Origin of the sequence: Pseudoduganella ginsengisoli, from assembly GCF_009720865.1 — a bacterium.
Lineage (GTDB): Bacteria > Pseudomonadota > Gammaproteobacteria > Burkholderiales > Burkholderiaceae_D > Rugamonas > Rugamonas ginsengisoli.
Map to the genome: position 1 here is coordinate 11763 of NZ_WNLA01000012.1, position 21235 is coordinate 32997.

The window sequence follows — 21235 nt, forward strand, 5'->3', positions numbered from 1 at the left end:
GGGATTTACCGCCACGCGCTACAGCCCCGATGGATACGTCTCCGGCAATTCCTCGCCATGCCACAGCGCCGAGCGCTCCAGCGGCTGCACGGCATTGCTGCGGTCCACGTGGATCAGTGCATCGAACTGGCGCGCCACGTCCGCATGGAAGTAATGGCTTTGGCGTTCCGTATCGGGCCGGTAAATCACACCGATCGCGCGTTCGAGCTTTTCACGCGGCAAGCGCGCCTGTACGGTGGCGTTGCCGGTGACCGGCAATAAAAAATCGCCGATGCCGATGCCCACCGCATGCATGACCCGTTCAATACTGTCGATACGCGACGGCACGACAGGTTTTAATTCCGCCACGCTATCCCATTCGGTCGCCGCCGTAACAAAACCCGCATGCGTGGTAAAGCCCAATATAAAGGCTTCGCCGGGCGGATAATTCTGCCGCACCAGCTGGCCAAGATTCAATTGGCCGCCCTCGCCCATTTCCGTGGCGCGCGCATCGCCCAAATGCGAATTATGCGCCCACACGATAATACGGGCGGGTTTCCGGCTCGCGCGGCGGCTTAAATGCGTGCGCAGCGCATGCAGGGTGTCCGCCATGTGCGTATCGCGGATATTCCACGATGCATCGCCGCGCTGGAACATCGCGCGGTAATACGTTTCCGCATTTTTCGCCACCCGCGCATTTTGCTGCGCATAAAACAATTCATCGGGAACCGCGCCGCCCGGCGTACTCCAATACAGCGCCGCTTCCGCATTCATTTCCCGCAGTTGCCGCACCAGTTCATCTTCGCAGTCAGGCCGCAAGCCATACGCTGCCGCATAGCCATAATGCTGCGGGTCCGGCGATGGGTGGTTCATGCATGCATAGCGTTCGCGGGCGCGCCGCGCCGCCACCGGATCTTCCTTGTCGAGATACGCAATCACGGCATCCATCGACGCGTGCAAACTGTATAAATCCAGTCCATAAAAACCAATGCGCTGGCCAGGCTGCGGCACGTGCGCATTGTGGGCCCGCATCCATTCGATCAGCGATACGATTTCCGTATTACGCCACATCCATTGCGGAAAACGCTGGAAGCCGGACAGCGCCGCATCCGGCGTGGTATCCGGCGTGGCGCCATGCTGCACATAGCGGCTGACGCGCAGCGCATCCGGCCAGTCCGCTTCGACGGCAATCGCATCAAAGCCCGCTTCGACAATCAGCCGCTTGCTGATTTCGGCCCGCAGCCGGTAAAACTCGCGCGTGCCATGCGTGGCTTCACCCAGCAGTACCAGCGACGCATCGCCGATCTGTTCGAGCAGCTGGCTGTAGTGCTCATCCTGCGCCAGCGGCTGCGCTTCGCGCCGCAGCGCCTCTATGGTGGCGGTATCGGTCATATGCATTCCCTCCTCCAGTCCATGCTACGCGGGCCCCACCGGCAGCGTCGCACGCAAGGGACCCAAACAGGAAAACTATGTCGCCGGAAAGCGTGGAAGTTGCCGTAGCTTCAAGTGTAGGGCGGATTAGCGTTAGCGTAATCCGCCATGCGTGCAGGCCGCACAGGCATGGCGGATTACGCGCTGCGTGCTAATCCGCCCTACGCAGGCAGTACGAGGTATCCCACGATTGCCGGTGACAGCGCCAACAGGAAAGGCCGCCATATGAGACACTAGCGCCCTTGCAAAATGGAAAGCTAACTCATGTGGAATGGCGTACTGTGCGGGTTACTGGCGGGAGCAATGTGGGGCATGGTGTTCATCGTGCCCGAACTGCTGTCCGCATTCACGCCGATGGAAATGGCAGTGGGCCGCTATACCGCGTATGGCGCCATTGCGCTGGCCTTGATGCTGCCGCGCCTGAAAAGCTTAATGCGCCGGCTCGACCGCAGCGACTGCCTGGCATTGGTGCGGCACGCACTGGCCGGCAACATCGTGTATTACATGCTGCTGGCCATGGGCGTGAAGCTGGCCGGTGTGGCGCCCACGTCGCTGATCATCGGCGTGCTGCCGATTTCCGTCACGCTGATGGGCCGCAAGGACCATGGCGCCGTGCCGCTGCGCCAGCTGGCCATGCCGCTGCTGGTGACGGCAACCGGCATTGCCTGCATCAATGTCGACGTGTTCACGCATGCACAGGCGGCGGGCGGCAGCTTGTGGCGCATCTCGCTGGGCGTGCTGTGCGCAACGGGCGCGCTGTTTTGCTGGAGCTGGTACACGCTGGACAATGCCCGGTATTTAAAACAGCACCACCACTTCAGCAGTGCGGAATGGTCGGCGCTGTATGGTTTATCGAGCGGGCTGATTGCGCTGGTTATCGGCGCCATGGCTTTCGCCGTATGGCGCGGCGACATTACCGGCGCGGCAGCGGTGGCCAGCGGGCGTGACTGGACCACGTTCTGGATCACCAATGCGCTGCTGGCGCTGGGCGCCTCCGTGATTGGCAATCATTTGTGGAATATTGCCAGCCGCCGCGTGCCCGTGACTTTATCCGGGCAGCTGATTTTATTTGAAACGCTATTTGCGCTGCTGTACGGGTTTATTTATAAGCACCAGTGGCCGCGCGTGCTGGAAGCGGTGGCAATTGTGCTGCTGGCTACGGGCGTACTGTGGTCGGTGCGGGTCCATGCACTGGAAGAGGAAGTGCACGGGGCGTAGTCAATGCCGCCCCGCGGGATTTAAGCCAGCGTCGCAGCGACCAGTGCGGCCATTTCATTTTCGCCGTGCTGCTGCAAGCCTTCCACGACGCTCGCACGGTCTGCTGAACTGCGGTTTTGGCTGGTTTTCCATTTACCGGCAATCGATGCAATGGGAATTTCTATGCCAACAATTGCGCGAGTGACAGCGGCAATAAAATCCGCCGGCGCATCGGATACTTTCCATGGCTGCGGCAAACGCGCTTCTTTAAAATCCGTTAAATCATCGAGCTGGCGGCGCAGCCAAGCCGCATCGTCCACCAGCCGCGCATTGCCGCGTGCCTGCACCATCGTGAAATTCCACGTCGGTACGACTTTATGCGTTTCCGCTTTACTGGCATACCACGACGGACTGACATACGCATCCGGTCCCTGGAATACCACCAGGCATTCCGCTCCTTCCAGCAACGCGCCACATACGGGATTCGCGCGCGGCGCATGGGCGCGCAGCACACCGCATTCGCCTTCATCCGCATACAGCATAAATGGCAGCAAATCTGCCGTGACACCCGATGGCGATGCGACGACCAGCATACCCAGCGGGTAGCTGCGGATCAAATCGTGCTGGAGGTCGAGACGGTCTTGCTTGAATTGAGGCTGGCAATACATGGCGATCCGGCACCCCTGATTAAAATCTCAGTATATCGGGCCGGTGGAGCTATCACGAGAGCCACTATTGATTAATTTTATGGAGCCAGGCTGGATTACGCCAGCAAGCCGTTTTCACTTAATACATCCTGCACCAGTTCCAGCCGCAGCACGGGATTCAACTGCGCCATCATCAATTGCTTGTGTTCCAGCCCGAGCCGCAGCAATTCACACCAGCGGTTGGCCACCCAGCCGCAATCTTCCAGTTTATACGGTGGCCGCAGCGGCATTTGCGCCGGCGGCAATTGGCGTTTTTCCAGCGAGCGGATAACGGCGGCCAGCGCATCGGCCACATCTTGCTGTTCTTCCGGCACCGGCAGCGCGCGGTCGCCTTCCAGCATTTCCACTTCCCCCATCCACAAACCATGTTTCAACTGTTCCGCCAGTTCGATACGGAAGCGCTGCGTGCCGACACACGTCACCTGCAGCAAACCCGTCACGGGCGAACTCCATTCGGTAATGCGCGCCATGGTGCCGACGGCAGCCAGTTCTTCGTGCTGCTCCGGGCGCTGCACTTCGTTGCCGGCAAACAGCGCGACCACGCCAAATTCATCGCCGCTGGCGATGCATTTGCGGATTAAATCCAGATACCGCACTTCGAACACTTGCAACGGCAAGTGGCCGTCGGGAAAAAGCACGGTATTGAGCGGGAATAAAGGAATCTCGTGCATGGTTCATCTTCGCACAACAGGCTTTCCTCTGCCTCAAATTCATGCATCCAGGCATGAAAATGTCGCCTTTCAGCACGAAAGCCACAAATCCGCGCCACCGGCAAAAAAAATCCGGCATCGCCACAGGCGCATGCCGGATTTTCAGGGAACTGCACAGCGCAAGGCGTGCAGTTGCAAGCGAACTTATTTAATCAGGAAGTCATCCTTGTTTTTACCTTCCAGCCACTTTGGAGCGCGGCCACGGCCGGTCCAGGTTTGGCCAGTGGCGTCGTCGCGGTATTTCATTGGTACCGGTGCGCGTGGCTTCAGGGTTTTTGCTGGTTTACCAACGCCAGCCAGATCAGCCAGGCTCAGGCCGTATTCGCGCATAATCGTCGCGATTTGTTCCTTGGCTTTGCTCAGTTCTTCCTTGCGGGCACTTTCTGCCAAGTTCTGCAGTTCAGCAATCTTTGCCTGATATTCCTGATAAGTAGTCATCTCAGCTTCCTTATTGAATGGTGGGCGAATTTTCCGACGGGCCCACGGTTGCGAGAAAAACCTGTGTGACAATCCGTGAGAATTCAATAACGCAATTTACCATAAGAAGACATAGTTATTCTAGTCAAATTTAATAGCGTGCGCATATTCGTTGCATGATGCATAAATTGCGCAACGCGAAAGATGGAAATAAGGGAATTGCGTAGATGAAACTCTGCAGTCATACCAGCTGTTTTTTTCGGCGCAGTAACCAAGTAGTAATGCCGGTAAAAAAGAACAATGCGGGTAGCAATCCAGACAACGCAATCAGCCATTTGATTGCCGGTCCGCCCAGCTGGCCGGAATGCAGTGGAAACAGCGATGCCAGGAAGATGTCCGCATATTCGCCGGCGCGGGGATTCGATATTTGCAGGACTTTCCCCGTGCGCATATCGATAAATAAACGGTAAGTCCCTGAGCGCTGGCTATCGTCGGCGCGGCGCATGCGCGCCTGATATAAACCGCGTTCTGGCTGGCGGGCAATCGCCACTAATTGCGTACCATTTGTCAAATACGGAGCGGCTATCGCCTGCACTTCTTTCCAGCTGATCGCCGCTTCGCCTTTTTCCAGTTTTGGCAGCGCCAGTGCACGGCGGTCCGCCGCCACCGGCGCCACACCGGCCACCAGGGAACGCCCCAGTTCCGGCAAGCCGTTATAAAAGCCGGTCAATGCCAGCACCAATAACAGCGGCATAAACAGCAATCCCGCCGCGCGGTGCAAATCGTAATGCGTACGGTAACGGTGCTGGTTCAATTTGACGTGCAACGCGCGGCGCCATTTCTTAATACCGTGGCCGGATTTAGGCCACGCCAACACCAGCCCCGCAATCAATAACACAGCAATGGCCAAACCGATATAGCCTTGCGCCATGCGGCCTTCTTTTCCCTGGAACATATTCAAATGCCAGGTTTGCAGCGTCGGCATCAAATGCAGCGCATCCAATGTGCCGGCTTGCCGGTCGCGGCTGCCCAGCACGATACCGCAGGCGTCCACCATGGCTTCGTTATCCGCCACCTTGGGCGCTTTAAACGTCACGCGGTAAATGCCGCCCGGCTGTTCCGGCAAATACACGAAGCCCGGCCTGGCGCCGGGCCACCGTGCCTGAACCGCATCTGCCGCCAGCGCGGCATCAACAGGTGCGGTAGAAGCTGAAGCGCAGCCGCCGTGGTACAAGGCGGGGTTCAATGCCGCGTCCAGTTCCTCGTCAAATACCAGCACCGTGCCCGACAGGCCCATCAGCACAAACAGCGCGCCCAGCGTAAAGCCGGCCCAGCGATGCAGGGCCGTCAGCCAGTGGCGCGCGGCTGCCTTCATTGCCGTCAAAACGCCGTGCGCACATTCACGTACGCCATGCGCGGCGCGCCGGGCAACATGCCGAGGTTGGTGTCCGTGGTACGGGTGTACGTTTTCTTGTTGGCCAGGTTGGTGGCGCCTGCCTGGATTTCAAACCGCTGGTCGCCTGGAATCACGTACGTCACGCTGGCGTTCCACAGGCGGTAGCCGCGGATCAGGCCCAGCGAACCGCTGGCGTTTTCCGTCACGGTATTGGCATCGTCCGCATATTGCTTGGACTGGTGGGTGGAACTGAGATCGGCCACGAAGTTGCCGATCTTATAGCGGGCGCCCGCCGTATCGACGATGCGCGAATAGAACGGCACGTCGTTGCCCGCATATTTGCCCTCGCCTTGCGTGGCCTTGGTGTACGCATACGTGCCATACACGGACAGGCCGTTCAACTTGCCGCCAAACGCATATTCGGCGCGCGACTCGATTCCGCGGTGGCGGGTCTTGCCCAGGTTTTGATAAAACACGGGCGCCGTGTTGACGAACACGATCTGGTTCGAGAAGTCCAGGTTGAACAGCGTGGCGTCGAGCTGCCAGCCGTTGGCCGCATAGCGCGCGCCCAGTTCCACGGTCTTCGCGGTTTCCGGCTGCAGCGTATCGGCCGAACTTTGCAAATTCAGCTGCAAGTGCTGGATGCTGCCGAACGACGTGTTGTAGTTGGCGTACAACGTCGTCGCCTTATCCAGCAGATACGCCACGTTCACGGACGGCAGCGCCTTGGTATTGCTGATTTCCTGGTCGAATTTGGTCAGCACGTTGTAGCGGCCCATTTTGATGTCTTCAAAACGCAGGCCAGGCGTCACGCGCCACTGGCCAAAGGCGATCTGGTCATCCACGTAGATGGCGTGGGCGTCCGTGCTGTTTTCCGAATTGCGGGTTTCCGTGCGCGAGCTGTCGGCCAGCTTGAAATTGATGTTCTTTTCATCGGCGCGCTCTTGCAGGTAGCGGTAGCCGGCCGTCACGTCGTGGCGCGCGCCGCCCCATGTGAAGCGCTCCGTATAGCGCGGCTCGATGGCGCCCACGTTATAGTGGCGCGGGCTGTTGGCAAATTGCGTCAGCGCCTTGTCCTGGCCATTGCCCAGCAAGCTTTGGCGGAAGCTCTGGTTGAAATACGCGCGCACTTCCACTTCGCGGGTATCGGACAGCGTGTTGATATAGCTGACGTCCAGGCCCTTACGGTGGCCGCGCCAGAAGTCGCCGGTGCGGAACGATGCATGGGCATCGGCTTCATATTGTTCGCGCGTCAGGCCGCCCGGCGTATCGGACCAGGCGTCGAAGTACGAAAACTTGGCGTTGACTTCCGACGTGGCGGTCAAGGGGTACGAGAATTTCAGCGCGAAATCATTGACCTTGTCGCGGTTGTGCGCGCGCGGGCCGTCGCCTTCCAGGCCGGAATACATCATGGCGATGCCCAGGCCGCCGTCAATGCGGCCGCCGACAAAGGCGCTGGCCTGCGTCGAACTGTTGCCGCCGTCGTACTTGTTATAGCGTACCGACGCATCCATGGCGGTATCACGCTCAGGAATGGCGCGGGTTTTGAAGTTGATGATGCCGCCCACGTTTTGCGGGCCATAGCGCACGGCGCCGCCGCCCCGCACCACGTCAATCGCATCGATATTGGCCAGCGATACCGGGGCAAACGACAGTTGCGGCTGGCCATATGGCGCCACCGACAAGGGCACGCCGTCCAGCAAGATGGTCGAACGGGGCGAATAGCGCCCTTCCAGCCCGCGCACGCCGATATTGAGTGAAATCGCGCTGCCGCCGGACGACGAATTGTCGGTGATTTGCACCCCTGGCACGGAGCGCAGTACGTCGCTGATACTGTCTGCACCCGTCAGCTGGAAGTCGTCGCGCTTGACCACCGTGCGCGCACCGCCAAAGTTTTTGACGCTGCGCTGGCCGGAACCCAGCCAGTTGCCCGTCACCTGGACGGTTTCCAATTGGGCTTCGGGAGTATCGGTTTGGGCCAGCGCCGCGCTGGCGGTCAAGACGAGGCAGGCGGTGGCAATGGCGTTACGGCGCAAAACGGGAGCGTTATACATTGGGCGGGAAATTAATTCATAAAGAAACTATTATAGTCATAATGAGAATTGTTCTCAATTACTGAAATGGTAACGATCGTGTAACATCGTGTAACCGCAATCCGATGGAGCCATCACTATGAAGCCAGTCCAGTTATCGTCCGGCCGCGCCATGCCCTCGCTGGGGCTCGGTACGTGGAACATGGGAGAAAATGACGCCCGCCGCCAACAGGAAATCCGCGCCCTGCAATCAGGGCTGGACCTGGGCATGAACTTGATCGATACGGCGGAAATGTATGGCGATGGCGGCGCGGAGGAAGTTGTCGGCGAAGCCATACAGGGCCGCCGCGACAGTGTATACCTGGTCAGCAAAGTGTATCCGCACAATGCCACGGTGCGCGGCGTGCAGCTGGCGTGCGAGCGCAGTTTACAACGCTTGAAGACGGATTATCTGGATTGCTATTTGCTGCACTGGCGCGGTTCCGTGCCGCTGGCGGAAACACTGGACGGATTACAGGCATTGAAACGGGCCGGCAAGATCCGCGATTATGGCGTGTCGAATTTTGACCTCGACGATATGGAGCAAGCCCGCTCGCTGCCCGGCGGCAAAGATATCGTGACCAACCAGGTGTTATTTAATCTCACGCGGCGCGGCATTGAATGGAATTTATTGCCGTGGTCGCAGCAGCACAATGTGCCGGTGATGGCGTATTCGCCGCTGGAATCATCGACGCCTGGCGAACAGCGGGTCTTGCTGGGTAACCGCACGCTGCAAGCGGTGGCGGAACGGCATGGCGCGACACCGGCGCAAATCGCGCTGGCCTGGCTGCTGCGGCAAGACCAGGTGATCGTGATTCCAAAATCGTCCAATCCGGAACACGTGCAGTTGAACCGCAAGGCGGCCGATATTGTTTTGACGGCGGAAGATTTGGCGGACCTGGATAAAGGTTTTCCCCGCCCCCGCAAAGGGACACCGCTGGATATGCGTTAAGCCGCTAAATTGCCGGACAGCCGCCGCCTTTATCGCGGCAATGGCAGGCAATCACGGAGCGGATAATTTTTACCAGCTGGCACGCAGCAGGACCCGGGCGCTCCGTGTTCGCAATAATCAGCGACAGCGTCAACTTGCGCTTTTGCCCGGCCCGCAAAGGCAGCGCTTTTAATTCGCCCCGTTCCAGTTCGCCCGCGATCTTGTGGGTAGCCATCCACGCATAACCCAGGCCCGCCTTCACCATTTCACTGCGGGTGGCGGGACTGGTCACGGTCCAGCGCTGCGTGGAATTGAGCCAGCCATAATCGCGGGGATTCAATACACCGGCGTCGCGCACGACAATATGCAAATGCCGGTTCAAGTCATCTTCATTGATGTCGCGCCCCAGGCTGTGCAGCGGATGCGCAGGATGCGCGACGACGACAAATTCAATATCAAGCAGCGCATCGCCTAAAAAACCGGCCGGCACATAATTGGCTATGACGATATCGGCGCGCTTTTCCCGCAATACGTCTTCCGATTCCGACAAAATGGTTTCCGCCAGATTGACGCGCGTATGCCGGGCCAGCGGTTCGAATTCGCGCAAGATACGCACCAGTAATTCCGACGGAAACAGGCTGTCGACGGCAAAGCGCAGTTCGGATTCCCAGCCATCATTGAGGCTGCGGGCAAATTCTTCCAGCTGAAACGCATCATCCAGCAAGGCGCGTGCACGGCGCAGCAACGCATCGCCGCTTTTCGTGAGCTTCGCCCGGCGGCCATCGATTTCCAGTAATTCCACGCCCAGCTGTTCTTGCAGGCGCGCCACCATATAACTGACGGACGACTGGCTGCGGTGCAGCGCTTCGGCAGCCTGCGCATAGCCGCCGCAGTCGACAATGGCTTGCAGCACCTGCCATTGTTCCAGCGTGCTGCGGGGGATTTTCATTTACTTTGCATGATGTAGACGCCGTCCCAGTCTTCCGGCGGCGGGTCGGCTTCCAGCCGGTTGCAGCGGTCGATATACATCTTCGCGGCCTTGTCGTCGGGATTCAAGGCCAGCACTTCCTGGAATGCCTGGCGCGCCGCCGCCCACTTCTGCTTGCGGTAATGCGTCACGCCATTGCGGAACAGGCCCATGGCATCGATCAAATGCGGATACGTTTCATCCGTGTGGAAGTCCATCACTTCATAAATCGATACCGGCTTGGTTTTACCTTGCACGACGACGATATCCAGTTCGCGCACGCGGTACGTGCCGCGCAGCGCGCGGTACGTGAATTCGCTGATCAGAATATGCGCGCCATATTGCTTGCACGCCGATTCCAGCCGCGCCGCCAGGTTCACGCCATCGCCAATGATGGTGTAATCCATGCGCTTTTTCGAACCGATATTGCCGGACACGACGGAATCGGAATTCAAGCCGATGCCGATATCGAGCGGCAGCTTGCCATCGCGGATGCGGGGCGCATTCCACGCGCGCAGCTCGCGCATCATGGCTATGGCCGTGCGCATGGCGCGGTCCGGGTCATCTTCATGCGGCACGGGAATGCCGAATGCCGCCATGATGGCGTCGCCAATGAATTTATCCAGCATGCCTTCTTCGCGCTGGATGCAATCGACCATCATCGTGAAATATTCATTGAGCAGCGCCACCGTGCCTTGCGCGCCCAGTTGTTCGGTAATGGTGGTAAAGCTGCGCACGTCGGAAAACAGCACGGTGGCCGTCACGTTTTTACCACCCAGCATTTCCGCGCCATTGGCCACCATTTGGTCCGCGATATTCGGGTCCATGTAGCGCGACATCGTAGCTTTCAAGCGTTTTTCACTGGAGATATCGTCCAGCATCAGCATCCAGCCGATACGTTTTTTCTCCACCGACAATAGCGGCTGCACGGAAAAGTTCACGGAGATGGTTTCATCGCCAACAATCAGCGGCGCATCCATCATATGGCCGGCTGACTGGTTTTCTTCCACTTGCCGCAGTTTGTCGACCACCCAGCTGTTCGGCCCCGTGAAGAATTCATGCGCGGAACGGCCCAGCATGGCGGCGGCGTCGGCGCGCAAAATCGACAGGCCGGCGGCATTGCAGGTCACGATCTTTTCCTGGCCGTCGAGCGTAATGACACCGTTCGACATGGATTCCAGCATGGCCTCGTTGTAATTCTTCATTTGCTGGACGTCGGCAAACAGCTTGGCGTTTTCCAGCGCAATGGAAATTTGCGCGGTAAATGCCCGCAGCCGCGATTCGTCTTCGCTGGTGAACGGCCCGCCCCGTTTATTCAATACCTGCGTGACGCCAATGGTCTTGCCATTTTTATTGACAATGGGGACGCACAGGATCGAGCGGGTGAAATAGCCGGTGCGCTTGTCGAATGCGGGATTAAAACGCAAGTCCGCATACGCGTACGGGATATTGATGGTTTTATTGGAGGTGAACACGGCGCCCGCAATACCGGCCGAATTCGGCAAACGGATTTGCATGGATTCCAGGCCCTGCCCCACTTCCGACCACAGTTCATTGGTCTTTTCATCGTTGAGGAACAGGGTCGAACGTTCCGCATTGAGCAGCCGGGTGGCTTCGCCCATCACGCGCTGCAGCAGCGAACCGAGTTTGATGTCGGCCGTCACTTCCGACACGACGTCGATGAACTCCATTTCCTGGCGCCGCACTTTCTTCATGCTTTCCAGGAAGCGCGCGCTTTGCAGCGCCAAGGTGCCTTGCGTCGTCAGCGCTTCCAGCAATTGCAAATCATTGCGCGTGAATTTGCCCTTCTTCTTATTCAGCGTTTGCGACACGCCGATAATTTCCCCCTTGAACGTGCGGATCGGCACGCACAGGATATTGCGGGTCACGAAACCCGTTTGCTCGTCAATCGCGCGGTTAAAGCGGCCATCCGCGTAGGCGTCGGCAATCAGCAGCGGCTCGCCCGTGGTAAACACATGGCCTGCAATACCGGACGTGTTTAAAAAGCGGATTTCGCGCTGGGTTTCACCTTGCGCAACGCGGGAAAACAGTTCGCCGGTTTCCGCATCATTGAGGAACAGCGTGCCCCGCTCCGCCCCCAATTCTTCCGTCGTGACTTCCACCAGCGCCGTCAGGATTTCGTCGAGCGTATCGAAGGCCGCCATGCGACGCGACACTTCCAGCAGCAATTCCACTTGCCGCAAACGGCGGGACTGCGCGCCTGCCTTGGCCTTGGCGGCTGCGGCAGCACTGGCCGGTGCGCTGTCAGGCTTTTTTATGCGCGGCTCAAGCGCGCTCTTGTCCATAAAGTTCATGCGATCGACTATGCTTGCCGTGCTTCCAGTACATCGCGCAATGCGCGGATCGTTTCGTGCAGCTGCACCACTTCGGCGCGGTGCGCCGTGGCCACCTGCTGCGCAGCTTCACCCTGTTCCCGGCTGACCCGCTCCAATTCCGTGCGCAAGACCGATACGGTTTCACGCAATTGCGTAATTTCCCCCTGCGCTCCCGCGGTAGCCGTCTTCAGCGCCGCTTCCCGCTCCATGCGCGACTGTTCCAGCGCTTCGCGCAGCGACAGCACCGTGGCGCGCATTTGCTGCAGTTCGTTATGCGACGAGGCCAACGCATCTTGCACCATGCGCGCGCGCTCATGGTGCGCCTGTTCCAGCGCGGTACGCAATTCCATCACGGTCCGCTGCAGCATGCGCACCTCGGACAGCGCCAAATGCAGCGCATCGGGCTCCCCTGGTGCAATAAAAACGTCGGCCTTTTTTGTCATGCATCAATCATACCATCCAGATATAACCGAGTCATTGCAGGCCCACCTCGCCAAGCAGATGCTTTGCAATTTTTCACCGTGGCCCAAACGCGCCGTTATAATGCGTATTCGTCTATATTGATAGGTAACATAACTGTGTCCGACCGCCTTGCTGTTTTACCGCAATACCTGCTGCCCAAAGGGGCGCTGACTAATTTCGCCGGACGTATTGCCGGCGCCAAGGGCGGCAATATGACTACGCGGCTGATCCGCTGGTTTGTCGCAAAATACGACGTCAATATGGCCGAGGCGGCGAATCCGGATATCGCGAGTTATCACAGTTTTAATGAATTCTTTACCCGCGCGCTGAAGCCTGGCGCCCGTCCGCTGGCGAAAGCCGACTTTATTTGCCCGGTCGATGGCCGTATCAGCCAGTTCGGCGCCATCGATGACGACCAGATTTTCCAGGCAAAAGGCCACCATTTTTCAACCACGGCGCTGGTGGGCGGCGATGCCGCGCTGGCGGCGAAATTCCGCCACGGCAGTTTTGCCAACCTGTATTTAAGCCCGCGCGACTACCACCGCATCCATATGCCGTGCGATGGCCGCCTGACGCGCATGATTTACGTGCCGGGTTCGCTGTTTTCCGTGAATCCCACCACGGCCCGCGGTATTCCCGGCCTGTTTGCCCGCAATGAACGGGTTGTATGCGTATTTGATACAGCCAATGGCCCGTTCGTGCTGGTGCTGGTGGGCGCCACCATCGTCGGCAGCATGGCAACCGTGTGGCACGGCGTTGTCAATCCGCCACGCCATGCGGACGTCAAAGAGTGGACCTATGAAGACCAGAAAATCGTCTTGAAAAAAGGCGAGGAAATGGGCCGCTTCCTGCTTGGGTCCACAGTCGTCATGCTGTTCCCGAAAGACCAGTTGCATTTCAATGAAGCCTGGCAGCCGGCCGGCCCTGTACGGCTGGGCGAGACCATGGCCAATCTGCGTTAAGTCATTATTCGTTAAGGATTTCCTATGCGCTTGTTCCATACCGCCGCACTGGCGGCTGCCCTGCTGTCGGCGGGGTTCGCATTAGCATCGCCCACCGCGCCGCGCAATGGCGCCGAGTACCAGACTTTGGCCTCGCCGATGCCGGTGGCGCCGGCCGGCAAGAAAGTCGAAGTCATTGAATTCTTCATGTACCACTGCCCCGCGTGCAATGCGCTGGAACCATCGCTGGCCGCATGGGTGAAGAAGCAAGGCGACAACATCAACTTCCGCCGCATCCATATGCCGCACATGCAAAATGATCCGGAAGCGCATTTGTTCCTCGCACTGGAAGCGCTGCAGCTGGACGTATCCATGCACGACAAGGTGCTGCACACGTGGCACGTGGAACGCCAGCGCCTGCGCTCCGATGAAGACAACATTGCATGGGCCGTCAAGCAAGGCATCGACAAGGCCAAGTTCATGAATGCGTACACGTCGTTTGGCGTGCTGACGCGGCTGAACAACCTGGACAAGCTGATGGCCAGCTACAAGGTCGACAGCACGCCAACCTTGGTAATCAACGGCCGCTACCTGACGACGCCATCGATGGTGATCGAAGCCAACCAGGACATGCCGCGCGCCTCGCTCGATGGCGCTACGTTCCAGGTGGCCGATGCGCTGGTGCAGAAGGCGCAGCAGGAAATGGCAAAGTAATTATCTGGCGCGGCGCATCTGGCAGGTGGCCGCGCAGCGATGATATGCCTCGCATTTTCCGTCCTTACTAAATCATACGAACCTTCCATATCCACCACTGTCCCTTCCTAAATAAATCTATCGCGCCAGGGAACTAATCCTTACTGCGCCGGTCTAAGTTTAGTAGCCGATATAGTGAAGCCGTATGGCTTCCTTGTGGTTAGTACTGGTTAGTAAAACCGGCCTTTGGGAAGGAGGCACCCCATGTCCACGTCCTACACGAACCGTACCGTCTACATGCCGGTGGATTTGATGGAGGCATTCAGCAAGCACACCGGCCTGTTCTGGAGCAGCCAGGAAATTGAAGGCGCGATTTGCGATGCGATGGCCGCTGCAATGCAGCGGCAGCCGGAAAACGCGGCGAAGACGGAAGCGCCAACCGACGGTTCGGCCAACGGCTACCAATGGAAACAAGTCTTTCTGCCCGAAGGGACAGTGCTGCGCGCCAGCTTTGGCCGCCAGCCTTACTTTGCTGTGGTTGAAGGTTCGGCCATCAAATACGGTGAATTCAGCCTGTCGCCGTCAGCCTTTGCGAATTTGCAGGGCAGCGGCAACCGCAATGCGTGGAAGGCTGTCTGGCTGCGCTTCCCCGGCTATAAAGACTGGGTGCGCGCCGATGCGTGCCGCGCCGTGCGGCAAGCTGTCACGGCGCGGCTGTTCGACCCTGGGCAGACCGCTGTAGCCGATGAAGAGGAAGCGAAGCCCGCGCCACCGGCTGGCCCGTATCAACAGCACTACATCGACACCCGGCCGTCACGGGGCATTGAAATTCCGTATTTCCAGTTAGAGCAGCTATTCTCTGAAAAACGCCAGGCAATCGATGAGACTGCGCCCGCTGCCAGTCCAGCGGCAACCGAAAGCCCGCCATCTTCCAAAGCCCATGCACCCCGGCCCAGCTGGAAAGGCGGGAAACGCCGGGCCGGCAAATCAGCCAGCAGGAAACGATGCTAGCCGGTGTGCCCGGCTACGCTATCGCCTGACGCATCGACTGCCGGAAGCTTGGTCACCGCATGGTTGCGCGGCGTCGCGTGTTCGTGGAACAAATCCGCCAGATACTCCAGCAAATCCGCTTCCGCAATATCGCCGGGCACGATAAAGTCGGCCGGGCGGCGCTTGCCGTCGGTGCCGGGGTAAAATGCGTCCCAGCCGCCACCCTTGGCACGAATCACCACCTGTTTGCCGAACACATTGAAACGGTGTTCCGTCACGATCGATCTCCTCGCGTTAATTCCATCAACACGTCGCCGCCATCCATACCGGTAGCGCGCCACCCTTGGGCCAGGTAAAACCGCTCGGCCCGCGTCCCCTGCGCGGTTCCCAGATGCAGCCGCGATAAACCGGCGTCAAACATGGCGCCCACCATCGCATCGTGCAAACGGCGGCCATGCCCGACGCCCTCCGCTTCCGGATCCACAAACAGCGCCCAAATATTGCCCGTCTGCAGATTACCAATCGCAAACCCGGCAATGACGCCATCCCGCTCCGCCACCCAGCCCCGCCCCGTCACCGTCAACTCCGGCACATAGCTCGCTTCCGTGATGCGGTTGCTCGTCAACCGGTTTTCCCGCACGGCCAGCCGCACGCGGTGCATGCCGGGAATATCGTCCAATACGGCCTGCCTGATCCCATTACGATCCAATTTTTTCTCCACTGTCGTTGATTGATTCCAGCATATCGAGGAACGCGCGCGTCTTCGCAGGCATCAGGCGGCGGCCCGGGAACACCGCCCAGCCCGTCACAGCGGGAATGCACCATTCCGGCAAAATGCGCACCAATTCCCCGCTTTGCAGGAATTTGCGGGCAAACAATTCCGTACCCAGTGCAATGCCCGCGCCGGCGCACGCCATCCGCACCAGCAATTCCGGTGAATTCGCCATCATCCGCACCGGCAATTCGCGCTGCCATTCCGTCTTGCCACGGTATAAGGTCCAGCGTGTCATGCCGTTATGCGCTTTCGGCAAGCTCAATAAGTCGTGTTTGAATAAATCGTCCGGGTGTTCCGGCAAACCGTGCACGGCCGTATAAGACGGCGCCGCGTACAAGCCAATGCGGCTGATGGCGACGGGACGCGCGGCCAACGTCGAGTCATCGGGCAAAGCGCCCATACGGATGGCCACGTCAAAATTTTCCGCCACCAGGTCAACCCGGCGTGGCGACAAATCCAGCTCCAGCGAAATCGCCGGGAATTGCGCCAGGAACCGCGCCAGCAGCCGGTCCATCGTGTAATTGGCAAAGTCGCCCGGCATCGACACGCGCAGCAAGCCGCTGGGCGCCTGCTGCCGGTGCTGCGCCAGTGCGCCTGCCGCTTCGGTTTCTTCCGCCACCTTGCGCGCATGTTCCAGCAGGCTGGCGCCGAATTCCGTCAACACCAGCTTGCGCGTGGTCCGCTGCAGCAAGCGCTCGCCCAGCTCGCCTTCCAGCATGGACAGGCGCCGCGACACCGTCGACTTTGGCAATTGCAGCCGGTCCGCCGCCAGACTGATGCTGCCGCATTCGACAATGCGGGAAAACAGCAGCAAATCATTGGGATCGATGGCCATATTGTTCGATTATTGTTCCATTAATGGACGAATGTTATCCATTTTACCGGCTTTTTCTACATTTTTGGAATTGATAAAGTACACCCATCGCAGCACCGAACCCAACACTAGGAGATACAACATGAACATCCTGCAAATCAACTCCAGCGCACGCAGCAACGGTTCCGAATCCACCCGCATCGCTGACGCCATTGTCGCCAAACTGACCGCCGCCCATGCCGGTGCCACCGTCACCCGCCGCGACCTGGCTGCCAACCCGCACCCGGTACTGGACGAAGCAGCACTGCAGGCCCTGTTCACCCCGGCTGACCAGCGCACCGCAGAGCAAGCAGCCCGCGTGGCGCTGGACGATGCGCTGATCGCCCAGGTCCAGGCAGCGGACGTCATCGTGATTGGCGCCCCGATGTATAACTTCGGCATCACTGCACAGTTGAAAACGTGGTTCGACGCGATTGCCCGCGCCGGCGTGACGTTCAAATACACGGCAACGGGCCCGGTCGGCCTGCTGGGCAACAAGAAAGTGGTGTTCGCGCTGTCGCGTGGCGGCATGCACCGCAATGGCCCGACCGACTTGCAAGAACCGCACCTGAAACTGTTCATGAAATTCCTGGGCCTGGAAGACGTGCAATTCGTCTACGCGGAAGGCATGGGCATGGGTCCTGAAGCGGTTGCCAAGGCACAGGCTGAAGCCGACGAACAAATTAACGCAATTCTGGTGTAATCGACAACGTTAATTCGATAACGTTATCCAGATAAAGGAGCTTGATGATGAGTACCGTAAGCACTGAAACTGTCCGCACCCCTCGCACTGTCGAGCGCATTATCCAGGGCCAGTCCGTGATGGACGGCGCCGGCGTCAAGATCAACCGCGTGCTGACCAACACGCTGCAGCGCCGCCTCGATCCGTTCCTGATGCTGGATAACTTCGGCAGCGACGCCGCCAATGACTACATTGCCGGCTTCCCCGACCATCCGCACCGCGGCTTTGAAACCGTGACCTACATGCTGGAAGGCCGCATGCGCCACCGCGACAGCGCCGGCAATGAAGGCTTGCTGGCCAATGGCGGTGTGCAATGGATGACGGCGGGCCGTGGCGTGATTCACTCGGAAATGCCGGAACAGGAACACGGCCGCATGGAAGGCTTTCAGTTGTGGCTGAACCTGCCCGCGAAAGACAAACTGTGCAAGCCGTGGTACCGCGACTTCACGGCGGAACAAGTGCCATCGTTCACGACTGCGGACGGCGCCAGCGTGCGCGTCATTGCCGGCAGCAGCCATGGCGTGCAGGGCGCCGTGCAGCGCGCCGTGACGGAACCGGTGTACGTCGATGTCGCGCTGCCTGCGGGGGCCGCGTTCAGCCAGCGCATTCCGGCCGGACACAATGCTTTTATTTTTGTGTACCGCGGCGCCGTGGACATCGACGGCAAGCCGGTTGCCAGCGGCCGCATGGCGATCTTTGAAAACAGTGCCGACAGCGATGGCGTACAGTTGCACGCATCGGAAGACGCGCGCTTTATTTTGCTGGCAGGGCAGCCGCTGAATGAACCGATCGCCCAATACGGCCCGTTTGTCATGAACACGCAGGCTGAATTGATGCAGGCCGTGGAAGACTTCCGCGCCGGCCTCTTGGGCGAAGAAGCGCACGCTTAACCTTTACCATCGGTCTCTGGGGACGGCAACGCCCCCAGGGCCGCTCTTTTTTTCAGGCGATCCATTACAATGCGTGGCATGAATGCACTGATGGATTGGCTCAAGCACCTGAGCCGGATTTGCGGCTTCGAGACAGCCGATTCGTTCCCGCCTGGGCACGCCTATGCGCGCACGCGCTGGGTGGGCGCGTATTTTGACATTGCGTCCGACGTCAAACCCGATGAAGTGGAGCGCCGCATCTGCGACGCGATTGCCAACACGCCGCTGGTATTTGCCCACATCACGAACCCGACACCGCGCATGCAGCGCGCCTTGCTGGGCGTGATTGAAACGCGCCTGCGCCACAACCACCGCAACGATGCGGCGCCGCTGGCGGCCCTGTTGATCAAGGCGTACCAAAGCCCGCACACGATGGAATGCATGCCCGGCCTGCGCCACGCCATCGACAGCACGCGGGACGAAGAAGCGCCTTACCGCGTCAATGCGCTGCTGGCGTTCCTGGCCGACGATACGCAGGCGCCGTTCGATGTCATCGAAATGCGGCCGTAACCCGGGAACCACCGTTCGCGCAACTTCATGAACGGCGTTTCCACCGCCGCATACAACAGCCAGCCTGCCGCCAGGCTGACTGCCGCCATCACGGCAGTCGATGCCGGCGACTGCGGCGCCAGCCCGATGTCTTGCAATGCCGGTTTCAGCAAGATGCACAGCTGCTTGTGCAGCAGGTAAATCGCATATGACCACAGCGCCAGCGATTGCGCGCCCGGAATGCGGGTGCGCGCCAGCAGCGAGCCGGGACTCAGCGCCGCCACCAGCAGCAGGAACACGGCCAGCGCCAGCAGCGGATAGCCCAGCACCGTCACGCCATACGCGAAATGGTCTTCATAAAACATCCGGCCAGCGACTATCAACAAGCCCGCGCCCACGGCAAACGCCGCATTGCCGTGCGACGCCAGCCGCGTCCACCAGCGGCCGTGGTAATTCTTGATCAATGCCAGCGCAACGCCGGCCACCAGTTCATCGAAGCGGCACCACGACGCGTAATAAATCTGCGTATAAAACGCATAACCGCCCTGCTGCGCCATGTCCTGCGTCCACAGCGATGAGCGGATGAACGCTCCGGCCACCAGGGCGGCGGCAATCGCCGGCCAGGCCAGCGCCAGCGGCCGGATCGCCAGCCCCACCAGCAGCGCCACGGCCGGCAGCAGCACATAGAATTGCTCTTCCACGCACAGCGACCACGCATGGGAAAACGCCGTCCCCGGCGTCAGGTGGATGTTTTGCGTGAACGTGACGAATTCCCACAGCGGCGGCATCGATAAACCGTTGCGGAACCAGGGCCACAGCGCATACAGCGCCAGCACCACGTAAAAATTCGGCAGCGTGCGCAGGAAGCGGCGCGCATAGAACACGGGGAGAGAAAAGCCCTGTTCCGAGCGCATCGCGGCAAAAATCTGGTTGCCGATCAGGTAGCCGGACAAGCCAAAGAACAAGTCGACGCCGATCCAGCCGATGTCACCAAGCCAGCCAAAGGGCGACGCCTTGCTGACAAACAGCAGGTGGTGGTTGGCAAACACCAGCACGATGGCCAGCGCGCGCAGCGTGTCCAGCCCATGGATGCGGTGAGGTAGCGATATAGGTTTCATCGGGGTGGACGCCAGCGCGGCAGCGCCTTCCCCGTTAGAATAGCGCCCATTCTTTTGGAGAAACCATGACTGCCGCCAGCGAACTGCAATTCAAATCTGTCAATTATACCGGCCAGGGCAAAGGCCCGAAACTCATCGTGCTGGGCGCCGTGCACGGCAATGAAACGTGCGGCACCAAAGGCATCCTCAAAGTGATGGAACAGCTCGACAGCGGCGCGCTGCGCATCGCAGGCGGCAGCGTCACGTTCGTGCCCATCACGAACCCGCTGGCTTACCTGAAAAACCAGCGCTCGGGCGACCGCAACCTGAACCGCAACCTGTTCCCGAACGAAAACCCGCAAGATTTTGAAGACCGCATCGCCAACTGGCTGTGCCCGCTGCTAGCCCAGCATGACGTGCTGCTGGACTTGCATTCGTTCAACGCACAAAGCCAGCCATTCGTCATGGTCGGCCCGCGCAACAATGACGGCACGCTGCAGCCATTCCAGCACGAAGAACAGGAACGCGCGATGGCCCGCATCCTGGGCGTGCGCCGCTTTGTCGATGGCTGGATGGCGACTTATGGCGCCGGTGTGCAGCGCCGCCTGCGTGATGACTCCCAGGTGGAAACCGTGCTGCGCTACGGCGTCGGCACGACGGAATTCATGCGCTCCACCGGCGGCTACGCATTGACGCTGGAGTGCGGCCAGCACGCCGATCCGCAGGCGCCGGACGTGGCGTACCGCGCCATCATGAATACGCTGGCGCACCTGGGCTTGATCGATGCGCCGGCGCCACAGGTGGTCACCGATACGGAATACCTGTCGATGGTGGAAGTGCACGACCGGTTACATCCGGATGACCAGTTCGTCAAAGTGTGGTCCAGTTTCGACAAAGTCGCCAAAGGCGATGAAATCGGCCGCCGCGCTGACGGTACGCCAGTCACGGCAGGTTTTGACGGCTACGTGCTGTTCCCGGACGTGAATGCCAAACCCAATGCCGAGTGGTTCTACCTGGCGAAGCCAAACGGCGCGTTCTGACAGGGGAATGCCCGGCCGGCAGGCCCGGCACGCCATGTCATTTAAAAGCTGGCGGCAGCCATCCCGCAACGCTACAATTGC

The 21235-nt window shown here is 59.5% G+C and carries 22 protein-coding genes; 9 read left to right on the forward strand and 13 right to left on the reverse strand.

Annotated elements, in window-relative coordinates; genetic code table 11:
* Positions 1-18 precede the first annotated feature (18 nt).
* A complete protein-coding gene (locus GM668_RS17290; protein ID WP_211923409.1) occupies positions 19-1377 on the reverse strand; it encodes an erythromycin esterase family protein in 1359 nt (452 codons plus the stop codon).
* Between the two features lie 297 nt (positions 1378-1674).
* Between GM668_RS17290 and GM668_RS17295 the strand changes: the two genes are divergently transcribed.
* Positions 1675-2628: a DMT family transporter gene (locus GM668_RS17295; RefSeq protein WP_155440206.1), complete on the forward strand. Its 954-nt coding sequence runs from the start codon at positions 1675-1677 to the stop codon at positions 2626-2628.
* A 20-nt stretch (positions 2629-2648) separates the two neighbouring features.
* Here the strand turns inward: GM668_RS17295 and GM668_RS17300 are convergent, their stop codons facing one another.
* From GM668_RS17300 to GM668_RS17320, 5 genes are all read right to left on the reverse strand, one after another.
* Positions 2649-3275, reverse strand: coding sequence for an FMN-binding negative transcriptional regulator (locus GM668_RS17300; protein WP_155440207.1), 627 nt, complete (start codon positions 3273-3275; stop codon positions 2649-2651).
* A 95-nt stretch (positions 3276-3370) separates the two neighbouring features.
* Positions 3371-3985, reverse strand: a complete 615-nt coding sequence (locus GM668_RS17305; RefSeq protein WP_155440208.1) for an LON peptidase substrate-binding domain-containing protein — start codon at positions 3983-3985, stop codon at positions 3371-3373.
* A 183-nt stretch (positions 3986-4168) separates the two neighbouring features.
* Positions 4169-4462 carry an H-NS histone family protein gene (locus GM668_RS17310; RefSeq protein WP_155440209.1) on the reverse strand — a complete coding sequence of 98 codons (294 nt, stop codon included), beginning with the start codon at positions 4460-4462 and terminating at the stop codon, positions 4169-4171.
* 220 nt (positions 4463-4682) lie between these two features.
* Positions 4683-5816, reverse strand: a complete 1134-nt coding sequence (locus GM668_RS17315; protein ID WP_155440210.1) for a PepSY-associated TM helix domain-containing protein — start codon at positions 5814-5816, stop codon at positions 4683-4685.
* Between the two features lie 5 nt (positions 5817-5821).
* The gene (locus GM668_RS17320; protein ID WP_155440211.1) at positions 5822-7891 is read right to left on the reverse strand and encodes a TonB-dependent receptor family protein; all 2070 of its coding nucleotides are present in this window, start codon (positions 7889-7891) and stop codon (positions 5822-5824) included.
* A gap of 118 nt (positions 7892-8009) precedes the next feature.
* Between GM668_RS17320 and GM668_RS17325 the strand changes: the two genes are divergently transcribed.
* Positions 8010-8861: an aldo/keto reductase gene (locus tag GM668_RS17325; RefSeq protein ID WP_155440212.1), complete on the forward strand. Its 852-nt coding sequence runs from the start codon at positions 8010-8012 to the stop codon at positions 8859-8861.
* 4 nt (positions 8862-8865) lie between these two features.
* Here GM668_RS17325 and GM668_RS17330 read toward each other — a convergent pair whose 3' ends face one another.
* Genes GM668_RS17330 through GM668_RS17340 form a run of 3 tightly spaced genes read right to left on the reverse strand, consistent with a single transcriptional unit; the run spans position 8866 to position 12586 of the window.
* Positions 8866-9789, reverse strand: coding sequence for a LysR family transcriptional regulator (locus GM668_RS17330; protein ID WP_155440213.1), 924 nt, complete (start codon positions 9787-9789; stop codon positions 8866-8868).
* On the reverse strand, positions 9786-12122 hold the full coding sequence (locus GM668_RS17335; RefSeq protein WP_229499470.1) for a GAF domain-containing protein: 2337 nt from the start codon (positions 12120-12122) through the stop codon (positions 9786-9788). Before GM668_RS17335 ends, GM668_RS17330 begins: the two co-directional genes overlap by 4 nt.
* An 8-nt stretch (positions 12123-12130) precedes the next feature.
* Complete coding sequence (locus GM668_RS17340) at positions 12131-12586, reverse strand: hypothetical protein (protein WP_155440214.1); 456 nt, start codon at positions 12584-12586, stop codon at positions 12131-12133.
* Positions 12587-12721: 135 nt separating this feature from the next.
* Between GM668_RS17340 and asd the strand changes: the two genes are divergently transcribed.
* The 3 genes from asd (at position 12722) to GM668_RS17355 (ending at position 15250) form a co-directional block, all read left to right on the forward strand.
* Positions 12722-13567: an archaetidylserine decarboxylase gene (gene asd / locus GM668_RS17345; protein ID WP_170305683.1), complete on the forward strand. Its 846-nt coding sequence runs from the start codon at positions 12722-12724 to the stop codon at positions 13565-13567.
* Positions 13568-13591: 24 nt separating this feature from the next.
* Positions 13592-14260, forward strand: coding sequence for a thiol:disulfide interchange protein DsbA/DsbL (locus tag GM668_RS17350; protein WP_155440215.1), 669 nt, complete (start codon positions 13592-13594; stop codon positions 14258-14260).
* Positions 14261-14503: 243 nt separating this feature from the next.
* A complete protein-coding gene (locus GM668_RS17355; protein WP_155440216.1) occupies positions 14504-15250 on the forward strand; it encodes a hypothetical protein in 747 nt (248 codons plus the stop codon).
* Here the strand turns inward: GM668_RS17355 and GM668_RS17360 are convergent.
* From GM668_RS17360 to GM668_RS17370, 3 genes are read right to left on the reverse strand one after another with little or no spacing between them, the layout of a single operon-like run.
* Positions 15247-15507, reverse strand: a complete 261-nt coding sequence (locus GM668_RS17360; protein WP_170305684.1) for a DUF7661 family protein — start codon at positions 15505-15507, stop codon at positions 15247-15249. The genes GM668_RS17355 and GM668_RS17360 overlap by 4 nt on opposite strands.
* The gene (locus GM668_RS17365) at positions 15504-15938 is read right to left on the reverse strand and encodes a GNAT family N-acetyltransferase (RefSeq protein WP_155440217.1); all 435 of its coding nucleotides are present in this window, start codon (positions 15936-15938) and stop codon (positions 15504-15506) included. The genes GM668_RS17360 and GM668_RS17365 overlap by 4 nt, the downstream gene beginning before the upstream one ends.
* Complete coding sequence (locus tag GM668_RS17370; protein ID WP_155440218.1) at positions 15928-16839, reverse strand: LysR family transcriptional regulator; 912 nt, start codon at positions 16837-16839, stop codon at positions 15928-15930. The genes GM668_RS17365 and GM668_RS17370 overlap by 11 nt, the downstream gene beginning before the upstream one ends.
* A gap of 121 nt (positions 16840-16960) precedes the next feature.
* Here GM668_RS17370 and GM668_RS17375 point away from each other — a divergent pair, with 121 nt between their 5' ends.
* The 3 genes from GM668_RS17375 (at position 16961) to GM668_RS17385 (ending at position 19038) form a co-directional block, all read left to right on the forward strand.
* The gene (locus GM668_RS17375) at positions 16961-17560 is read left to right on the forward strand and encodes an FMN-dependent NADH-azoreductase (RefSeq protein WP_155440219.1); all 600 of its coding nucleotides are present in this window, start codon (positions 16961-16963) and stop codon (positions 17558-17560) included.
* 44 nt (positions 17561-17604) lie between these two features.
* Positions 17605-18489, forward strand: coding sequence for a pirin family protein (locus GM668_RS17380; RefSeq protein WP_211923410.1), 885 nt, complete (start codon positions 17605-17607; stop codon positions 18487-18489).
* A 69-nt stretch (positions 18490-18558) separates the two neighbouring features.
* Positions 18559-19038, forward strand: a complete 480-nt coding sequence (locus tag GM668_RS17385; protein ID WP_308506828.1) for a hypothetical protein — start codon at positions 18559-18561, stop codon at positions 19036-19038.
* Here the strand turns inward: GM668_RS17385 and GM668_RS17390 are convergent.
* Entirely contained in the window at positions 18960-20135 is a 1176-nt protein-coding gene (locus GM668_RS17390) for an acyltransferase family protein (RefSeq protein WP_155440220.1), read from the reverse strand. The two genes, GM668_RS17385 and GM668_RS17390, sit on opposite strands and share 79 nt — an antisense overlap.
* Before the next feature lie 65 nt (positions 20136-20200).
* Here GM668_RS17390 and GM668_RS17395 point away from each other — a divergent pair, with 65 nt between their 5' ends.
* On the forward strand, positions 20201-21154 hold the full coding sequence (locus GM668_RS17395; RefSeq protein ID WP_155440221.1) for a M14 family metallopeptidase: 954 nt from the start codon (positions 20201-20203) through the stop codon (positions 21152-21154).
* Positions 21155-21235: the final 81 nt, after the last annotated feature.